Source organism: Isoptericola nanjingensis (assembly GCF_050311635.1).
In the GTDB taxonomy this organism is placed as follows: Bacteria; Actinomycetota; Actinomycetes; order Actinomycetales; family Cellulomonadaceae; genus Isoptericola; species Isoptericola nanjingensis.
The window spans coordinates 406,946-423,626 of record NZ_JBNOZL010000003.1 but is presented as its reverse complement, the minus strand read 5'-3'; the positions used below and the strand labels follow the sequence as shown (position 1 = coordinate 423,626).

The 16,681-nt window shown below is 74.9% G+C and carries 17 protein-coding genes and 1 pseudogene; 17 read left to right on the top strand and 1 reads right to left on the bottom strand.

Annotation, left to right across the window (positions count from 1 at the left end; translation table 11 throughout):
- Positions 1–27: 27 nt before the first annotated feature.
- Positions 28–525 carry an aromatic ring-opening dioxygenase LigA gene (locus ACQP6G_RS07490; RefSeq protein ID WP_429763645.1) on the bottom strand — a complete coding sequence of 166 codons (498 nt, stop codon included), beginning with the start codon at positions 523–525 and terminating at the stop codon, positions 28–30.
- 248 nt (positions 526–773) lie between these two features.
- On the opposite strand from ACQP6G_RS07490, the gene ACQP6G_RS07485 reads away from it, so the two are divergent.
- The 17 genes and pseudogenes from ACQP6G_RS07485 to ruvC all read left to right on the top strand — a co-directional run bounded on the left by ACQP6G_RS07485 (position 774) and on the right by ruvC (position 16,585).
- A complete protein-coding gene (locus ACQP6G_RS07485; protein ID WP_429763644.1) occupies positions 774–1,013 on the top strand; it encodes a hypothetical protein in 240 nt (79 codons plus the stop codon).
- A 203-nt stretch (positions 1,014–1,216) separates the two neighbouring features.
- Positions 1,217–3,211, top strand: coding sequence for a threonine--tRNA ligase (gene thrS / locus ACQP6G_RS07480; protein ID WP_429763797.1), 1,995 nt, complete (start codon positions 1,217–1,219; stop codon positions 3,209–3,211).
- Between the two features lie 11 nt (positions 3,212–3,222).
- Positions 3,223–3,797, top strand: a pseudogene (locus ACQP6G_RS07475) (HIT family protein).
- Positions 3,797–4,444 (top strand): phosphatidylinositol phosphate synthase, encoded by a 648-nt coding sequence (gene pgsA, locus ACQP6G_RS07470; RefSeq protein WP_429763643.1) that lies wholly within the window; start codon positions 3,797–3,799, stop codon positions 4,442–4,444. The pseudogene ACQP6G_RS07475 and the gene pgsA overlap by 1 nt, the downstream one beginning before the upstream one ends.
- Entirely contained in the window at positions 4,444–5,406 is a 963-nt protein-coding gene (locus tag ACQP6G_RS07465) for a phosphatidylinositol mannoside acyltransferase (protein WP_429763642.1), read from the top strand. Before pgsA ends, ACQP6G_RS07465 begins: the two co-directional genes overlap by 1 nt.
- A 41-nt stretch (positions 5,407–5,447) precedes the next feature.
- Positions 5,448–6,653, top strand: a complete 1,206-nt coding sequence (locus ACQP6G_RS07460; protein WP_429763796.1) for a glycosyltransferase family 4 protein — start codon at positions 5,448–5,450, stop codon at positions 6,651–6,653.
- Positions 6,650–7,240 (top strand): hypothetical protein, encoded by a 591-nt coding sequence (locus ACQP6G_RS07455; RefSeq protein WP_429763641.1) that lies wholly within the window; start codon positions 6,650–6,652, stop codon positions 7,238–7,240. Before ACQP6G_RS07460 ends, ACQP6G_RS07455 begins: the two co-directional genes overlap by 4 nt.
- Positions 7,241–7,309: 69 nt before the next feature.
- The gene (gene pdxS / locus ACQP6G_RS07450; RefSeq protein ID WP_429763640.1) at positions 7,310–8,230 is read left to right on the top strand and encodes a pyridoxal 5'-phosphate synthase lyase subunit PdxS; all 921 of its coding nucleotides are present in this window, start codon (positions 7,310–7,312) and stop codon (positions 8,228–8,230) included.
- Between the two features lie 80 nt (positions 8,231–8,310).
- On the top strand, positions 8,311–10,836 hold the full coding sequence (gene hrpB, locus ACQP6G_RS07445; protein WP_429763639.1) for an ATP-dependent helicase HrpB: 2,526 nt from the start codon (positions 8,311–8,313) through the stop codon (positions 10,834–10,836).
- A gap of 168 nt (positions 10,837–11,004) precedes the next feature.
- On the top strand, positions 11,005–11,580 hold the full coding sequence (locus tag ACQP6G_RS07440) for an NUDIX hydrolase (RefSeq protein WP_429763638.1): 576 nt from the start codon (positions 11,005–11,007) through the stop codon (positions 11,578–11,580).
- A 109-nt stretch (positions 11,581–11,689) separates the two neighbouring features.
- Entirely contained in the window at positions 11,690–12,226 is a 537-nt protein-coding gene (locus ACQP6G_RS07435) for an alternate-type signal peptide domain-containing protein (RefSeq protein WP_429763637.1), read from the top strand.
- A gap of 7 nt (positions 12,227–12,233) precedes the next feature.
- A complete protein-coding gene (locus ACQP6G_RS07430) occupies positions 12,234–12,920 on the top strand; it encodes a signal peptidase I (protein WP_429763636.1) in 687 nt (228 codons plus the stop codon).
- Positions 12,917–13,600 carry a hypothetical protein gene (locus tag ACQP6G_RS07425; protein ID WP_429763635.1) on the top strand — a complete coding sequence of 228 codons (684 nt, stop codon included), beginning with the start codon at positions 12,917–12,919 and terminating at the stop codon, positions 13,598–13,600. Before ACQP6G_RS07430 ends, ACQP6G_RS07425 begins: the two co-directional genes overlap by 4 nt.
- Entirely contained in the window at positions 13,593–14,486 is an 894-nt protein-coding gene (locus tag ACQP6G_RS07420) for a hypothetical protein (RefSeq protein WP_429763634.1), read from the top strand. The genes ACQP6G_RS07425 and ACQP6G_RS07420 overlap by 8 nt, the downstream gene beginning before the upstream one ends.
- 43 nt (positions 14,487–14,529) lie before the next feature.
- Positions 14,530–15,174, top strand: coding sequence for a pyridoxal 5'-phosphate synthase glutaminase subunit PdxT (pdxT, locus tag ACQP6G_RS07415; RefSeq protein ID WP_429763633.1), 645 nt, complete (start codon positions 14,530–14,532; stop codon positions 15,172–15,174).
- Between the two features lie 7 nt (positions 15,175–15,181).
- Entirely contained in the window at positions 15,182–15,940 is a 759-nt protein-coding gene (locus ACQP6G_RS07410; RefSeq protein WP_429763632.1) for a YebC/PmpR family DNA-binding transcriptional regulator, read from the top strand.
- A gap of 54 nt (positions 15,941–15,994) precedes the next feature.
- Positions 15,995–16,585, top strand: a complete 591-nt coding sequence (gene ruvC / locus ACQP6G_RS07405; protein ID WP_429763631.1) for a crossover junction endodeoxyribonuclease RuvC — start codon at positions 15,995–15,997, stop codon at positions 16,583–16,585.
- Positions 16,586–16,681 lie beyond the last annotated feature (96 nt).

Below are 16,681 nucleotides of genomic sequence, written 5' to 3'. Positions count from 1 at the left end.
CGGGTGTCGTCGGGACGACGCGGGGTGTCAGACCGCCGGGTTGAGCCGGCCGCGGGCCGGGGTGGCCGTGGCGGCGGGCACGGTCGCGGTGGCGACGGCGGGCTCGGCGGCGAGGCGGCGCACCGACCAGCCGAGCAGCCCGAAGAGGACGCCGAGGCCCATCACCAGGGCGCTCACGCCGTAGGCGACGACCGACGTGAACAGCGAGGCCCGCAGGAACGAGGCGTTCATCGCGGTGGCGCGCAGCGGGTCGTCCTGCTCGAGCTGGGCGTAGGTCTGGCCGCCGGTGGCCTCGAGCGCGTGCTTGTCGATGACCTGCGCCTGGGCGTACGCCGTGAGCGGGCCGTCGACCGTGGCTCCGCCGAGGAACGCGGCGTCCTCCGAGACGGTGATGTCCTGGGCGGCGAGCTGCGTGCTCACGGTGGCCCACGTGGCGGCGCCGGCACCGATCATCAGGATGCCGGCGATCAGCGCGACGAGGCCGACGATGCGAACCGGTCGCTGGGTGGTGCGGGTGGTGGTCATGGTCCCCTCCGGGTGCCGGGTCGCGTGGTCCGCGGCCGGTCTGGACTGCGCCGGGTCTGGCGCTGCCTCTATGGTATGACCACAGGTCCTGACCTGCACGGACGATTCTTGTGAAGTCCTTCACAAAGCGTCCCGGGGCGACGGCCCGCGTGCTCGCGGCCCGCCCCGGTCGCGGGTGCGCGGCGGGCGTGGTGGTCTGGACGGCGGCCGGACGGCACCGGGCCGGCCGGCACCGAAGGGGAAGCAGCATGAGCGAGAGCTCGGGCCTGGGCGGCCTGTTCGACAAGGCCAAGGAGAAGATCAAGGACCTCGCCACCGACGAGAACATCGACAAGGCGGCGGCCGAGGTGAAGAAGCGGACGCCGGACAACGTCGACGGCTACGTCGACAAGGCGGCGGCGGAGGCCAAGAAGCGCAACGACGACGGCCCGGCCGCCCGGCCCGACGACGGCCCGGCCGCCCGGCCCGGCGGCGGCCAGGGCGCCTGACCAGGTCGGCCCGCGCCCGCCCGACGGCGCGTGGCGCGGGCCCGGGCCCCGCGGATGAGTACGATCGTGGGGCGTCACCGAAGGTGGCGCCCCACGACCGTGCCCGGCGCCCAGCCCCGGCCGGTCCCGCCCAGGCGCTGCCGTGCCCGTCCGCAGCGCCCACGACCCGCAAGGAGCAGCACGTGTCCGACGTCGCCTCGCCGATGCCACCGAACCCCGACGACGCCACCCAGGACACGGTGACGGTGCAGACGCCGACGACGGGCACGGAGCTGTTCGCGGACCGTAAGGACGTCGTCGTGATGCGCGTCGGCGGCGAGCTGCTCGACCTCTCGCGCGACCTGGCGGCCGGCACGGTCGTCGAGCCCGTGACGATCGGCTCGCCCGACGGCCTCGCCGTGCTGCGCCACAGCGCCGCGCACGTGCTGGCCCAGGCGGTGCAGCAGGTGAACCCGGACGCGAAGCTCGGCATCGGCCCGCCGGTCACCGACGGCTTCTACTACGACTTCGACGTCGCGACACCGTTCACCCCCGAGGACCTCAAGGCCCTCGACAAGGCGATGGCGCGCATCATCAAGGAGGGCCAGACCTTCCGCCGTCGCGTCGTCACGGAGGACGAGGCGCGCGCCGAGCTGGCCGACGAGCCCTACAAGCTGGAGCTCATCGGCCTCAAGGGCGGCTCCTCGGACGAGGACGGGTCCTCGGTCGAGGTCGGCGGCGGCGAGCTGACGATCTACGACAACGTCCGCGGCGCCGGCCGCGAGAGCGAGACCGTGGTCTGGAAGGACCTGTGCCGCGGGCCGCACCTGCCGAGCACGAGGCTCATCGGCAACGGCGTGCAGCTCATGCGCAACGCCGCCGCGTACTGGCGCGGCAGCGAGAAGAACCCGATGCTGCAGCGCGTCTACGGCACCGCCTGGCCCAGCAAGGACGAGCTCAAGGCGTACCTCGAGCGCCTGGCCGAGGCCGAGCGTCGCGACCACCGCCGCATCGGGTCCGAGATGGACCTGTTCTCGTTCCACGACGAGGTCGGGTCGGGCCTGCCGCTCTTCCACCCCAAGGGCGGCGTGATCAAGCGGGTCATGGAGGACTACGTCCGCCAGCGCCACATCGAGGAGGGCTTCTCGTACGTCGGCACGCCGCACATCACCAAGGAAGAGCTGTTCTACACGTCGGGCCACCTGCCGTACTACGGCGACACGATGTTCCCGCCGCTCGACCTCGAGGACGTCGGCGACCACGGGCGCTACCGCCTCAAGGCGATGAACTGCCCGATGCACAACCTCATCTTCTCGAGCCGTGGGCGCTCCTACCGCGAGCTGCCGATCCGGCTCTTCGAGTTCGGGTCGGTGTACCGGTACGAGAAGTCGGGCGTGGTGCAGGGCCTCACGCGCGTGCGCGGGCTGACCCAGGACGACTCGCACTCCTACGTCACCCCGGAGCAGGCGCCCGCCGAGGTCAAGCACCTGCTGGACTTCATGCTGTCGGTGCTGCGCGACTTCGGCCTCGACGACTTCTACCTGGAGCTGTCGACGCGCGACGACAAGAAGAAGGACAAGTTCGTCGGCTCCGACGACGACTGGGCCAAGGCCACGGCGGTGCTTCAGGAGGTCGCGGTCGCCTCCGGCCTCGAGCTGGTCGCCGACCCGGGCGGTGCCGCCTTCTACGGCCCCAAGATCTCCGTCCAGGCCAAGGACGCGATCGGTCGCACGTGGCAGATGGGCACCGTGCAGTACGACTTCAACCAGCCCAAGGGCTTCGGTCTGGAGTACACCGCGGCGGACGGCACCAAGCAGCAGCCGGTGATGATCCACTCCGCCAAGTTCGGCTCGATCGAGCGGTTCATGGGCGTGCTCATCGAGCACTACGCGGGGCTCTTCCCGGCCTGGCTCGCGCCCGTCCAGGTGCTCGCCGTGCCCGTCGCCGAAGCGTTCGACGACTACCTCAAGGACGTCGTCGCCCAGCTCACGGCCCGCGGCATCCGCGCCGAGGTCGACCTGTCGGACGACCGCTTCGGCAAGAAGATCCGCAACGCGTCCAAGGAGAAGGTGCCGTTCGTGCTCATCGCCGGCGGCGAGGACGTCGAGGCCGGGGCCGTGTCGTTCCGGTTCCGCGACGGCACCCAGGAGAACGGGGTGCCCGTCGCCGACGCGATCGAGCGCATCGTCGCGGCGGTGCGCGACCGCGCCCAGGTCTGAGCGGGGCGCGCATGAGCGGCCACCATCAGGAGCACGACGAGGAACCCGGCGCGACGACGGTCCCGGCGGGCGGTTTCGGGCCGCCCGAGGACGGGCTGCAGCGGCTGTGGACCCCGCACCGCATGGTCTACATCGGCGGGCAGGACAAGCCCGCCGACGGGACGGTGGCGCAGTGCCCGTTCTGCCGCATCCCCGCGGGGCGGAGTGCTACGCGGTGCTCAACCTGTACCCGTACAACTCCGGGCACCTCATGGTGCTGCCGTACCGGCACGTGTCGGGCTACGTCGACCTCACGGGGTCGGAGACCGTCGAGCTGGCCACGATGACCCAGACGGCGATCCGCACCCTCACCGCGGTCTACGGGCCGGCCGGCTTCAACATCGGCATGAACCAGGGTGAGGTCGCCGGCGCCGGCATCGCGGCGCACCTCCACCAGCACGTCGTGCCGCGCTGGCTCGGCGACGCGAACTTCCTGCCCGTCGTCGGGCAGACCAAGGCCCTCCCGGAGCTGCTGGCGGACACGCGCGCCCGGCTCGCCGCGGCGTGGCCGGCGGGCCGCGGCGCCGCGCCCGAGGGAGGTCGCTGATGCTCGGCGGGCTCCGCGCGGCCATGCAGCGCCTGTTCACCCCGCTCGCGCGGCTGCTCCTGGGCTGGGGCGTGTCGCCGGACGCGGTGACGATCGCCGGGACGGTGGTGGTGTCCGTCCTCGCGCTCACGCTGCTGCCCACCGGCCACGTGCTGCTCGGCGGGCTCCTCATCGGCCTGTTCGTCCTCACCGACTCGCTCGACGGCGTCATGGCGCGCCTGTCGGGGCGTTCGGGGCCCTGGGGGGCGTTCCTCGACTCGACGCTCGACCGGGTGTCGGACGGCGCGGTGTTCGCGGGCATCACCCTGTGGTTCGTGCTGCACCCCGACCTCCCGTACGCCACGTGGGGGGTGGCGGCGTCGCTGGCCTGCCTCGTGCTGGGCGCCGTCGTCCCCTACGCGCGGGCGCGCGCGGAGAGCGTCGGCGCCACCGCGGCGGTCGGCATCGCCGAGCGCAGCGACCGGCTGCTGGTCGCTCTCCTGGCGGTCGTGCTCACCCAGGTAGGGGTGCCGGTCGTCGTGGCCGAGGTCATGCTCACGCTGCTCGCTGTCGCGAGCCTCGTCACGGTGGTGCAGCGCGTCGCGACCGTACGTCACCAGCTGTCGCGCAGCGCGCACACCGAAGCCACCCCCGACCCGGAGGCCTGATGCGGATCGACGTCGCCCGCCTGTACACGTTCGCGTGGCGCCACGCGCCGAAGATCCCGGAGCCGGTGCTGCGCGCGGCGTTCACCGCCGTCGCCGACGTCACCTGGCTGCGGCGCACCGAGGGGGTGCGGCGGCTCGAGGCGAACTACGCGCGGGTGCGGCCCGACCTGGGCGGCCCCGAGCTGCGCCGGCTGACGCGCGCGGGCATGCGGTCGTACATGCGGTACTTCCGCGAGGCGTTCACCCTGCAGGGCGCGACGGCCGAGCAGGTCGCGGCGCGGGTGCGCGTCGACGGGCTCGAGCACGTCGCGGGCCCGGTCGCCGACGGGCGGGGGGTCTCGCTCGCGCTCGCCCACCTGGGCAACTGGGACCTCGCGGGCGCGTACGCGACCCCGCACATCGCGCCCGTCCTCACGGTCGCGGAGCGACTCAAGCCGGAGGAGCTCTTCGTCGAGTTCGTCGAGTTCCGGCGATCGATCGGCATCGAGGTGCTGCCGCTCGGCGACCACGACGTCTTCCGCAACCTCGTGCGGGGCGCGGTGCGGGGCGGCTGCATCGTCCCGCTGCTCGCCGACCGCGACCTCACGGCGTCCGGCGTCGAGGTGGACCTCTGCGGGCACCGCGCCCGCGTCGCCGCCGGGCCGGCCGCCCTGGCGCTCGCGGCCAAGGTCCCGCTCGTCCCGGTGGGGATCACCTACGAGCGGCTCACGGGAGAGCGCCGGCGCGCCGCCGGCACGGCCTGGGGCGTCGTGATCCGGTTCTACCCGCCCGTCCCGGTGCCCGACGACTCCGGGCTGCACCGCAAGGACCGGGTGGCGCGCATGACGCAGGGGTGGGTGGACGCGGTCGCCGTCACCCTGCAGGAGTCCACGCAGGACTGGCACATGCTCCAGCGCGTCTTCGTCGACGACCTCGACGCCGAGCGGTACGCCCGGACCAGGGCCGAGGCGGGCGAGGCATGAGCGCGCCCGCCGACCTCGCCGCCACGACGCCGTCGCGCCCGCTGCGCGTCGGGATCGTGTGCCCGTACTCGTTCGACGCGCCGGGCGGCGTGCAGTTCCACGTGCGCGACCTCGCCGGTGCGCTGCAGGACGCCGGGCACCACGTCTCCGTGCTCGCGCCGGCCGACGACGACACCCCGGTGCCCGACGTCGTCACGTCCGCGGGCCGTGCGGTGCCGGTGCGCTACAACGGCTCGGTGGCGCGCCTGACCTTCGGCCCCCGCACCGCGGCGCGGGTGCGGCGCTGGCTGGAGGCGGGGCGCTTCGACGTCGTGCACGTGCACGAGCCGATGGTGCCCAGCCTGTCCATGCTCGCCCTGTGGTCCGCCGAGGGGCCCGTGGTGGCCACCTTCCACACGTCCCAGACGAGGTCGCGGGCGCTGCAGGTCGCCTACCCGCTGCTGCGTCAGTCGCTGGAGAAGATCGCGGCGCGGATCGCGGTCTCCGAGGACGCGCGCCGCACCCTCGTCGACCACGTGGGCGGCGACGCCGTCGTCATCCCCAACGGCGTCTACGTGGACACGTTCGCTGCCGCCGCGCCGTCCGACCGGTGGCGCGGCACCCCCGAGGCACCGACCGTCGCCTTCCTCGGCCGGCTCGACGAGCCGCGCAAGGGCCTCCAGGTGCTCGTCGCGGCCGCGCCGCGGGTGCTCGAGCAGGTTCCGGGGGCGCGCTTCCTCGTGGCCGGCAAGGGCGACGACGGTCGCGACGCGGCCCTCGAGGCCCTCGGCCCGCACGCCGGGTCGTTCGAGTTCCTCGGCGGCGTGAGCGACGAGGACAAGGCGTCGCTGCTCGCGTCGGCGGACCTGTACGTGGCGCCGCAGACGGGCGGCGAGAGCTTCGGCATCGTCCTGGTCGAGGCCATGAGCGCCGGCGCGGGCGTCGTGGCCAGCGACCTCGGGGCGTTCCGCCGGGTGCTCGACGACGGCGCCGCGGGGCGTCTGTTCCGCACCGGAGAGCCCGACGACCTGGCGCGCGCGATCCTCGCGGCCCTGGCGGACCCGGTGGGCACCGGCGAACGGCGCGAGCGCGCCACGGCGTTCGTGCGCCGGTTCGACTGGTCCGCGGTGACCGCGCAGGTGCTCGCGGTCTACGAGATGGCGCTCGCCGCCGGGGAGGCGCTGGGCTCCCCGGTGGCCCCGTCGCGGACGGAGAGCGCCGTCGGCTGGCTGCGCACGCGGCGTGCCGGGGGAGGTGAGGGCGCATGACCTGGTCCGAGCTCGCGCTCGTCGTCCTCGTCGTCGCGGCCGTCGCGGTCTGGCTCGCCTGGATCTCGGCGTCGCGCCTCGACCGGCTCCACCGCAAGGTGGTCGCGTCGCGCATCGCCCTGCAGGCCCAGCTCGCGCGCCGCGCGGGCGCGGCCGTCGACCTGGCCTCCTCGGGGCTGCTCGACCCGGCGGGGGCCGTGCTCGTCGCGGACGCGGCGTTCGCCGCCCTGGAGGACGACACCGGGCCCGCGCCGGCGGCGGGCGCCGAGCTCGCGCTCGAGGGGTTCGGGCCCGGTCGGGAGCGCGCCGAGAGCGAGCTGTCCGCGACGCTGCGCTCCGCGCTCGGCGACGACGAGGCGCTGGCGGAGCTGCGCCGGGAGCCCGGTGGCGACGAGCTCGTCGGACAGCTCTCGGCGGCCTGGTACCGCGCCCAGCTGGCCCGCCGGTTCCACAACGAGGCCGTCGCGCAGGCGCGACGGGCGCGACGCAGCTGGTACGTGCGTCTGCTGCGCCTCTCGGGGCACGCGGCGCTGCCGCACATGGTCGAGCTGGACGACCAGATGCCGGAGGGGCTCTCCGGGGCCTGACACGCGGAACTAGGATGGAGGGTGCGTGACAGCGGTCACGCGTCCCACTGCGACACGAGCGAGGTTGCGTTGAGCGAGACCAGCGGCAGCGACGGCCGGATCCCCGCGGGCGAGGTGGGCACCGCCCGCGTCAAGCGCGGCATGGCCGAGATGCTCAAGGGCGGCGTCATCATGGACGTCGTCACGCCCGAGCAGGCGAAGATCGCCGAGGACGCCGGCGCCGTCGCCGTCATGGCCCTGGAGCGGGTGCCCGCCGACATCCGTTCGCAGGGCGGCGTCGCCCGCATGAGCGACCCCGACATGATCGACGGCATCATCGATGCCGTCTCGATCCCCGTGATGGCGAAGGCGCGCATCGGGCACTTCGTCGAGGCGCAGGTGCTGCAGTCCCTGGGCGTCGACTACATCGACGAGTCGGAGGTGCTCACCCCCGCCGACTACGCCAACCACATCGACAAGTGGCAGTTCACGGTGCCGTTCGTGTGCGGCGCCACCAACCTCGGCGAGGCGCTGCGCCGCATCACCGAGGGCGCGGCGATGATCCGCTCCAAGGGCGAGGCCGGCACGGGCGACGTCTCCAACGCGACCACGCACATGCGCCAGATCCGTGCGCAGATCCGTCGGCTGACCTCGCTGCCCGAGGACGAGCTGTTCGTCGCCGCCAAGGAGCTGCAGGCCCCCTACGAGCTCGTCGCCGAGGTGGCGCGGGCCGGCAAGCTGCCGGTCGTGCTGTTCACCGCGGGCGGCATCGCCACCCCGGCGGACGCCGCGATGATGATGCAGCTCGGCGCCGAGGGCGTGTTCGTCGGCTCCGGCATCTTCAAGTCGGGCGACCCGGTCGCGCGCGCGAAGGCGATCGTCCAGGCGACCACCTTCCACGACGACCCGGACGTCGTCGCCAAGGTCTCCCGCGGGCTGGGCGAGGCCATGGTCGGCATCAACGTCGAGGCCGAGCCGGCGCCGGTGCGCCTGGCCGAGCGCGGCTGGTAGCACCGGCTCCGACCGCGACCGGGGGTCCCGCCGACATCGCGTCCGCGGGGCCCCTGGTCGCGCTCGACTAGTGTCGGGGCGTGCTGCTCCCTGAACCTTCGGTGCCGGGTGCGGACCTGCCCGTCCGGGCGGTCCTGCCCGCCACGGTCGACGCGGTGCGGTCGAGCGGCGCTGCGGTGCTGGTCGCGCCGCCCGGGTCGGGGAAGACCTCGTTGCTGCCCCTGGCCCTGGCCGACGCGCTCGGCGGCAGGATCATCGTCGCCGAGCCGCGCCGGATGGCCACCCGTGCGGCGGCGACCCGGCTGGCGGCGCTGGTCGGCGAGCCGCTCGGACGGCGGATCGGCTACGCGATGCGCGGTGAGCGCAGCGGCGGGAAGGACCTCCGCGTCGAGGTGGTGACGACGGGGCTCCTCGTGCGTCGGCTGCAGCAGGACCCGGAGCTGGCGGGTGTCACGGCGATCGTGATCGACGAGTGCCACGAGCGGCACCTGGACGCCGACCTCCTGCTCGCGCTCCTCGTCGACGTCCGGGCGAACCTTCGGGACGACCTGGCCGTCGTCGCGACCTCGGCCACGGCGGACACGGTCGGGCTGAGCCGCGCGCTCGGCGCGGGCGCTCCCGCACCCGTGATCACGGCGACCGCCGCGCTGTTCGACGTGGCGACCGAGTGGGCGCCCCCGCCGTTGCCCACGCCGCTGCTTCCCGGCGGTCGGGTCGACCCTCGCCTGCTGGACCACGTCGGGACCGTCGTCCGGCGCGCCCTGACCGAGAACGGCGGCGACGTCCTCGTGTTCGTCCCGGGCGAGGCCGAGATCGACGGGATGGCCCGCCGGTTGGCCGACCTCCATGTCCTGCCGCTGTTCGGTCGCCAGTCCCGGGCCGAGCAGGAGCGAGCGCTGGTGCCCTCCGCCGCGCGTCGGATCGTGGTGACGACGTCGGTGGCGGAGAGCTCGCTGACGGTGCCCGGGGTCAGGGTCGTGGTGGACGCGGGTCTCGCCCGGGAGCCGCGGACCGACCAGTCCCGCGGTCTCGGGACGTTGGTCACCTGCCGGGTCTCGAGGTCGTCGGCCGACCAGCGGGCGGGTCGCGCCGGGCGGGAGGCGCCGGGCCGGGTCTACCGGTGCTGGTCCGCCACCGACCACGCGCGTCTCGACGATCATGCGGCGCCGGAGATCGCGGTCGCCGACCTGGCGGCGTTCGCCCTCGACCTCGCGGCGTGGGGCGCGCCTGCGGGGGCCGGCCTGACGCTGCTCGAGGCGCCGCCCGCGCCCGCGATGACGGCGGCCACCGCGCTGCTGCGCCGCGTCGACGCCGTGGACGACGACGGCAGGATCACCGAGCGGGGCCGGCGGATGCGGGCGATCGGGGCGCATCCTCGCCTCGCTCGTGCGTTGCTGGACGGGGCCCCGCGGGTCGGCGACGACCGGGCGCGCGAGATCGTCGCGATGCTCTCGGACGACTCGGGCCGCGCCTTCGGCGACGACCTGCCGGCACGCCTGCGGGCACTCCGCCGCGGTGACGACCGGGGGGCGACCGCCCGCTGGCGGGAGGAGTCGGCGCGCCTCGGCCGCGGCGCGCCGTCGGGCCACCCGTCGGACGGGCGGGCCGGTCGGGGGACGCCCGGGGTGCCGGACGATCTCGCGGTGGGCATCGTGGCGGGGCTGGCGTACCCGGAGCGGATCGCGCGGGCCCGGGGGGCCGACTCGACGACGTACCAGATGTCCGGCGGCACGGGTGCTGCGCTGGATCCGCGGTCGCCGTTGCGAGGCACCGCCTGGCTGGCGATCGCGGTCGCCGACCGGGCACCCGGTCGCGCCGACGCCCGGATCAGGTCCGCGGCGCCGATCGACGAGCAGACCGCGCGGGACGTCGCGGGCGATCTCGTCTCGACCGAGGACCGGATCCGCTGGGACGACGGCCGGATCGTGACGCGGCGGGTCGAGGCGCTCGGCGCGATCGTGCTGGGCGACGTCCCGTTGACCGACCCCGACCGGATGCTCGTCCAGGCGGCGGTGCGCGAGGGCATACGGGGCAGCGGTCTGTCCGTCCTGCGCTGGTCGGAGACCGCGCTCACCCTGCGGCAGCGGCTCGCGTTCTGCCACGCCCACCTCGGAGCCCCGTGGCCCGCGGTCGACGACGAGGCGCTGCTCGCCGATCTCGACGCGTGGCTGGGTACGGAGCTCGCCTCGGTGCGGGTCGCGCGCGACCTCGCCCGCATCGACGTGGCCTCGGCGCTCCGTCGGCTCCTGCCGTGGCCCGCGGCAGCCCGGTTCGACGAGCTGGCGCCGGAACGGCTCCAGGTCCCGTCGGGCTCCGCGGTCCGGCTCGCGTACGACGGTGCCGAGCCGCCGGTCCTCGCGGTGAAGCTGCAGGAGGTCTTCGGCTGGACCGCGGCCCCGGCCGTCGCGGACGGCCGCGTCCCCGTCGTCCTGCACCTGCTGTCGCCCGCCGGACGACCGGTCGCGATCACGAGCGATCTCGCGTCCTTCTGGAGACAGGGCTATCCCGGGGTCCGGGCCGACCTGCGGGGCCGCTATCCCCGCCACCCGTGGCCGGAGAATCCGCTGTCCGCCCTCCCGACGAAGCGGGTGAAGCCCCGCCGGTGAGCGCCGGCCCGGTCCCGTCCGTGGCGGTGACCGTCCAGGGCGCGGGGACCGGGTCGTCGAGGTCTCGCCCCTGGCTACCATGAGCGCCATGGATGCACGTTCCCCGTCGGCCGTGAACCGCGACGTCGAGGCCGAGCCGGAGTCGGCGCGCCTCACGGGGCGGGACCGGTGACGCCGGCGCTCGGCGACGACTGGGCGGTAGGGCCGGACGGGCTGCGCCAGCGGCGCGCGGCGCGCGTCATCGTGCTCGACGACGCGGACCGGGTGCTGCTGGTGCGCGGTCACGACGCCGACCAGCCGGAACGCTCGTGGTGGTTCACCGTCGGCGGCGGCATCGACGCCGGCGAGAGCGAGGTCGACGCGGCCCTGCGCGAGCTGCGCGAGGAGGCCGGGCTCGAGCTCGCGCCGGGCGACCTGGTGGGCCCCGTGCTGACCCGGGACGCGTACTTCCACTTCTTCGCGGAGACGTGCCGCCAGCAGGAGGTCTTCTTCCTGGCGCGCGTGGACGGCGGCCACCGGCCCACCGACGACGGGTGGACGGCGGAGGAGCGCGACGTGCTCGACGAGATGCGCTGGCTGACCACGGCCGAGCTGCGCGCCGAGACGCGCGAGGTCTTCCCGACCAGCCTGCCGGACGTCGTGGAGGACCTGGCCCGGGGGTGGGACGGCACCGTCCGCCACCTCGGCGTCCAGCACGACGACGAGCCGTCCGACCCCGAGGAGCTGGGTACCCGCACGCCCTGACCCTCCAGGCGTCCCGGGCCGCCGACGCGCGCCCCGGGCATCAGTTGGCTACCGTCGTCTCATCGGGCCGCACGCAGGGGTGCGGACAGAGCGGCAGGGGGATGTCGACATGAACCGACTGACGAAGGCTGCGATCGCCGTAGGAGGGGCCGCCGTCCTGCTCGTCGGCGGCGCCCAGACGATCGCCTACTGGACGGCACAGGGCACGGCCACCGGGTCGGACGTCACCGCCGGCACGCTCACGATGTCGGACGGGGCGTGCGGTGACTGGACCCTCGACGGCGGCGGCTCGGTCGCGGCGGGCATCGTGCCGGGCGACACGGTCACCACCACCTGCACGCTGGCGGTGGGGGGCACCGGTGACCATCTGGCGCTGGGCGAGATCACCGTCTCGTCGCCGACCTGGGCGGCGGAGAACGCGCTCACGGGCGCGCTCGACCTCAGCCTCACCTCGGCGACCCTGGGCGGCGAGACGCTGGAGCTCCCGCTGACCGAGCCGGTCCCGGTCGGCGAGACCGACTCGCTCGTCGTCAACCTCGAGGCGGCGTTCGACACGGCCGCGGGGAACGACACGCAGGCGCTGACCGCCGCGCTCGAGGACGTCACGGTCCAGGTCACGCAGGCGCACGTCGTCCCCGCTCCCTGAGCGCGCCGTGGCTGCGGCACCGCCGGGCCCGGGCCGTGTCGTGGGACGCGCGGCGGGGCGCGTCCTCGCGTGCGTCGTCCTGCTGGTCGCGGGCGGGGCCCTGCTCCTCGTCGTCCTGGTTCCGCGCCTGGCCGGCGCCACTCCGTACGGCGTGGCGACCGGGTCGATGCGCCCCGCGCTCGACGTCGGCACGCTCGTGGTGGTGCGCCCGGTCGACGTGGACGAGATCACGACCGGACAGGTGGTCACGTACCAGCTGCGCTCCGGGGACCCCACGGTCGTGACGCACCGGGTGGTCGGCCTCGGCGCCACCGTCGACGGGGAGCGGACGCTGCTGACCCGGGGTGACGCGAACGCGGTCGCCGACCCGGAGCCCGTGCAGGCCGTGCAGGTGCGCGGCACGCTCTGGTACGCCGTCCCGCAGCTGGGCCGCCTCATGGGTTTCGGGACGCCCGAGCAGCGCCGGTTCCTCACGACCGGGTTCGCGGTCCTCCTCCTGGGGTACGCGTCGTGGCTCGTCGCGGGCGAGGTCCGGGAGCGGCGGGGGCGCCGGTCGTCCGGCGCGGGGGAGCCCCCGTCGGCCCCCGCTCCGGCGTCGGGCACCGGGCCGAGCGTTCCGCCCGACGGGCTCGCGACCTGGTGGCCGGCGGCGCCGCCGGCCGCGGGCGGTGCGCGGAAGGTCGACGGCCGATGAGGGGCGAAGGGCGCCGTGTCGCGACGTGCGGGGCCGCGCTCGTCGCCGGGGTGCTGCTGGCGCCGGCGCCGGCGGCGGGAGCGTACGGCGGCCCCGAGCACGGAGGCGTGGCGCTGAGTGTGGACGGCCGCCGCTGGACGACCGACCTCGAGGCGGCGCTCTTCGGCTCCGCGCCCTGGACGCCGGGCGAGACGCGCCGGGCCGTGCTGCTCGTGCGCAACGACGGGCCCGGCCCGGCCGGCAGCCGCGTCGCCGTCTCGGTCGGGGACGGGGTGACCGGCCACGGAGCCTCCGCCCTCGCAGAGGCGGTGCAGGTCCGGGTGCGCCCGGAGGGGGGCCGGTGGTCCGACGGCGCGGGGTCCGCCCCGGTGCTGCTCGCCGAGTCGGAGGTGCTGCCCGTCACGGTGGAGGCGTCGCTCGACCGCGCGGCGGGGAACGAGACGCAGGGCGAGACCGTCCCCGTGGACGTGCTCGTGACGTTGGCGGGCGACGGGCCGCCGGACAGCGGAGGCGAGCAGGACGGCGGGCGCCGACAGGCCGACGACGTCCCCGACGGCCCGGGCGCGCTCGCACGGACCGGTGGGCAGCCGCTGCCGGTGCTGCTCGCGGCCGCGGGTGCCGTCGTGGCCGGCGTGCTGCTGAATCGTGCCCGCCCGCGAGGGAGCGACCACCGTGCCTGAGCCGACGCGGGCCGGGGCGACCGTGCGCCGCGTCGCGGTCCTGGTGGTCGCGGCGATGGTGTGCGTGCTCGCCGGGGGCGGGATCGCCTGGGCCTGGTGGCGTGGGTCGGGCACCGCCGCGGCTCCGACGACCCAGATCTCTGCGGGCACGGTGGACGTGCAGGTCGCGAACCTCGGCAACGGCCTCGTGGGTCGCGGGGGCACGGTCAGCCTGCCCGCTCTCACCCTCCCCGGCGCGGTGCCGGGCTCCGGCGCGTCCGAGATCGTCACGGTGCGCAACGGCGGCTCGCGGCCGACGACGGTGACCGCCACGCCGACGCGGACCGGGACCCTGGGCACGTCGTTCACCACCGGCGCGTCGTTCGGCGCCGCCGACACCGGGACGGGGTGCGGCGCGGGCAACGGCACCTCCGCGACCATCCCCGCGGGTGGGACGGCCGCGCTGTGCGTGGCAGTCACGCTCTCCGCGTCGGCGCCGTCGACGGTGCAGGGGCAGGCAGGCGGGGTGTCCGTCGCGCTCGCGGCCTCGCTCGGGGGCACGGCGTGGACCGACACGGGCACGGTCGTGAGCGGCGCCGTGAGCGCGGCGACCGTTCCCGCCCCCACCCTCTCGTGCGGCGCGCTCGGTCTGGTCTCCGTGACCTTCAACTGGACGGCGGTCGCCAACGCGACCCGGTACCAGTTCACCTTCGGACCCGCCGCCACGCCCACCACCGTGCAGGTGCCGGCCGGTACCACCAACTATCAGGTGACGGGGGTCGCGACGAACGCCTCGGCGCGCGTGCGCGCCGAGCGGGTCTTCACGGGCAACGTCGTGTGGACGTCGGTGCCGTCGAACACTCGCACCTACAACATAGCCCTGGGCCTGATCGGCACGTGCACCTGAGCGGCCGCCGGTCGGGCGGGCCCGGGGCCCCTACACTGCCCCGGTGACCACGACGATCGGAGTCCTCGCCCTGCAGGGCGACGTCCGCGAGCACGCGGCCGCGCTGGAGCAGGCGGGGGCGCGCGCCGTGAGCGTGCGCCGCCCGTCCGAGCTGGACGCGGTCGAGGGGCTCGTCCTGCCGGGCGGCGAGTCGACGACGATCGACAAGCTGCTGCGGCTGTTCGAGCTCGCCGACCCGCTGCGGCGGCTGATCGGCGAGGGGTTGCCCGTGTTCGGCTCGTGCGCGGGGATGATCCTGCTCGCGGACCGCATCGAGGGCGGCACCGCCGACCAGCGCACGCTGGGCGGGATGGACGTCGTCGTGCGGCGCAACGCGTTCGGCCGCCAGGTGGACTCGTTCGAGGCGGACCTGCAGGTCGCGGGCGTCTCGGACGCGCCGGGCGGGCGCCCGGTGCGCACCGCCTTCATCCGCGCTCCGTGGGTCGAGGAGGCCGGGCCGGACGTCGAGGTGCTCGCCCGCATGCCGGACCGCTGGGCGGACGGCTCCACGGTGGGGCCCGCCGCCGGTAAGATCGTCGCAGCACGTCAGGGACGGCTGCTCGCCACCGCGTTCCACCCGGAGATCACGGGGGACGCGCGCGTGCACGGGTTGTTCGTCCGGCTCGTCCAAGCATCGCGAAGGAGTTAGGGAGCGCATGTCAGGTCACTCCAAGTGGGCCACGACCAAGCACAAGAAGGCGGCGATCGACGCCAAGCGCGGCAAGCTTTTCGCGAAGCTGATCAAGAACATCGAGGTCGCCGCGCGCACGGGCGGCGGCGACCCGGCCGGCAACCCCACGCTGTTCGACGCCATCCAGAAGGCGAAGAAGTCGTCGGTCCCCAACGACAACATCGACCGCGCGCTCAAGCGCGGCTCCGGCGAGGGCGCCGACGCCGTCGACTACCAGACGATCATGTACGAGGGTTACGGCGCGAACGGCATCGCCGTCCTCGTCGAGTGCCTCACGGACAACAAGAACCGTGCCGCCTCCGAGGTGCGCCTCGCGTTCTCCCGCAACGGCGGCAACCTGGCCGACCCGGGCTCCGTGTCCTACCTGTTCTCCCGCAAGGGCCTCGTCGTGGTGCCGAAGGCGGAGGGCGTCACGGAGGACGACGTGATGCTCGCCGCGCTCGACGCGGGCGCCGAGGAGGTCAGCGACGAGGGCGACGTCATCGAGGTCCTCTCGGAGGCCACCGACCTCGTCGCCGTGCGCACGGCGATCCAGGAGGCCGGCATCGAGTACGACTCGGCCGACTCCATCTGGCACCCCTCCATGGAGGTCGAGGTCGACGTGGAGGGCGCGCGCAAGATCATGCGCCTCATCGACGCGCTCGAGGACAGCGACGACGTGCAGAACGTCTACGCGAACTTCGACGCCTCCGACGAGGTCATGGCGGCCCTCGACGAGGAGTGACGGCTCCCGGCGCGGGTCGGCCGTCCGCGGCCGCCCGCGTGAGAGGGTGACGACGTGCGCGTGCTGGGGGTGGACCCGGGTCTGACCCGGTGCGGGGTCGGCGTCGTCGACTCGTTGCCGGGCCGCAAGGCCCGGATGGTCGACGTCGGGGTCGTGCGCAGCGAGCCCGAGCTGAGCGTCGACCTCCGGCTGCTGCGCGTCGCCGAGGGGCTCGAGGAGTGGCTCGAGCGCACGGTGCCCGACGTCGTCGCCGTGGAGCGCGTCTTCGCCCAGAACAACCGCGGCACCGTGATGGGCACCGCGCAGGTCGCCGGCCTCGCGATGGTCGCGGCCGCCCGGCGCGGCGTCCCGGTCGCGATGCACACGCCGAGCGAGGTGAAGGCCGCCGTCACCGGGTCCGGCCGCGCCGACAAGGAGCAGGTGCAGCGCATGATCGCGCGCATCCTCGGGCTCGACGAGCTGCCGCGGCCGGCCGACGCCGCCGACGCGCTCGCCCTCGCCGTCACGCACCTGTGGCGGCCGTCCGGAGCGCTCCAGGGCGGCGAGCGGAACGAGCTCACCCCGGCCCAGCGCGCCTGGGCGGCGGCCGAGCGCACCGCGCGCACCGGCTCGCACCGCGGCGCCCCCTCCCGAGCCCGGCGCTGAGCGGGACCCGGGCCGCCCGGTCGCCGTCGCGCGGCTCGTCGTGCGGCTCGTCGAGTGTCGCCCGCCCCGGCGTCGGCACCGGTTGTTACAGTGACG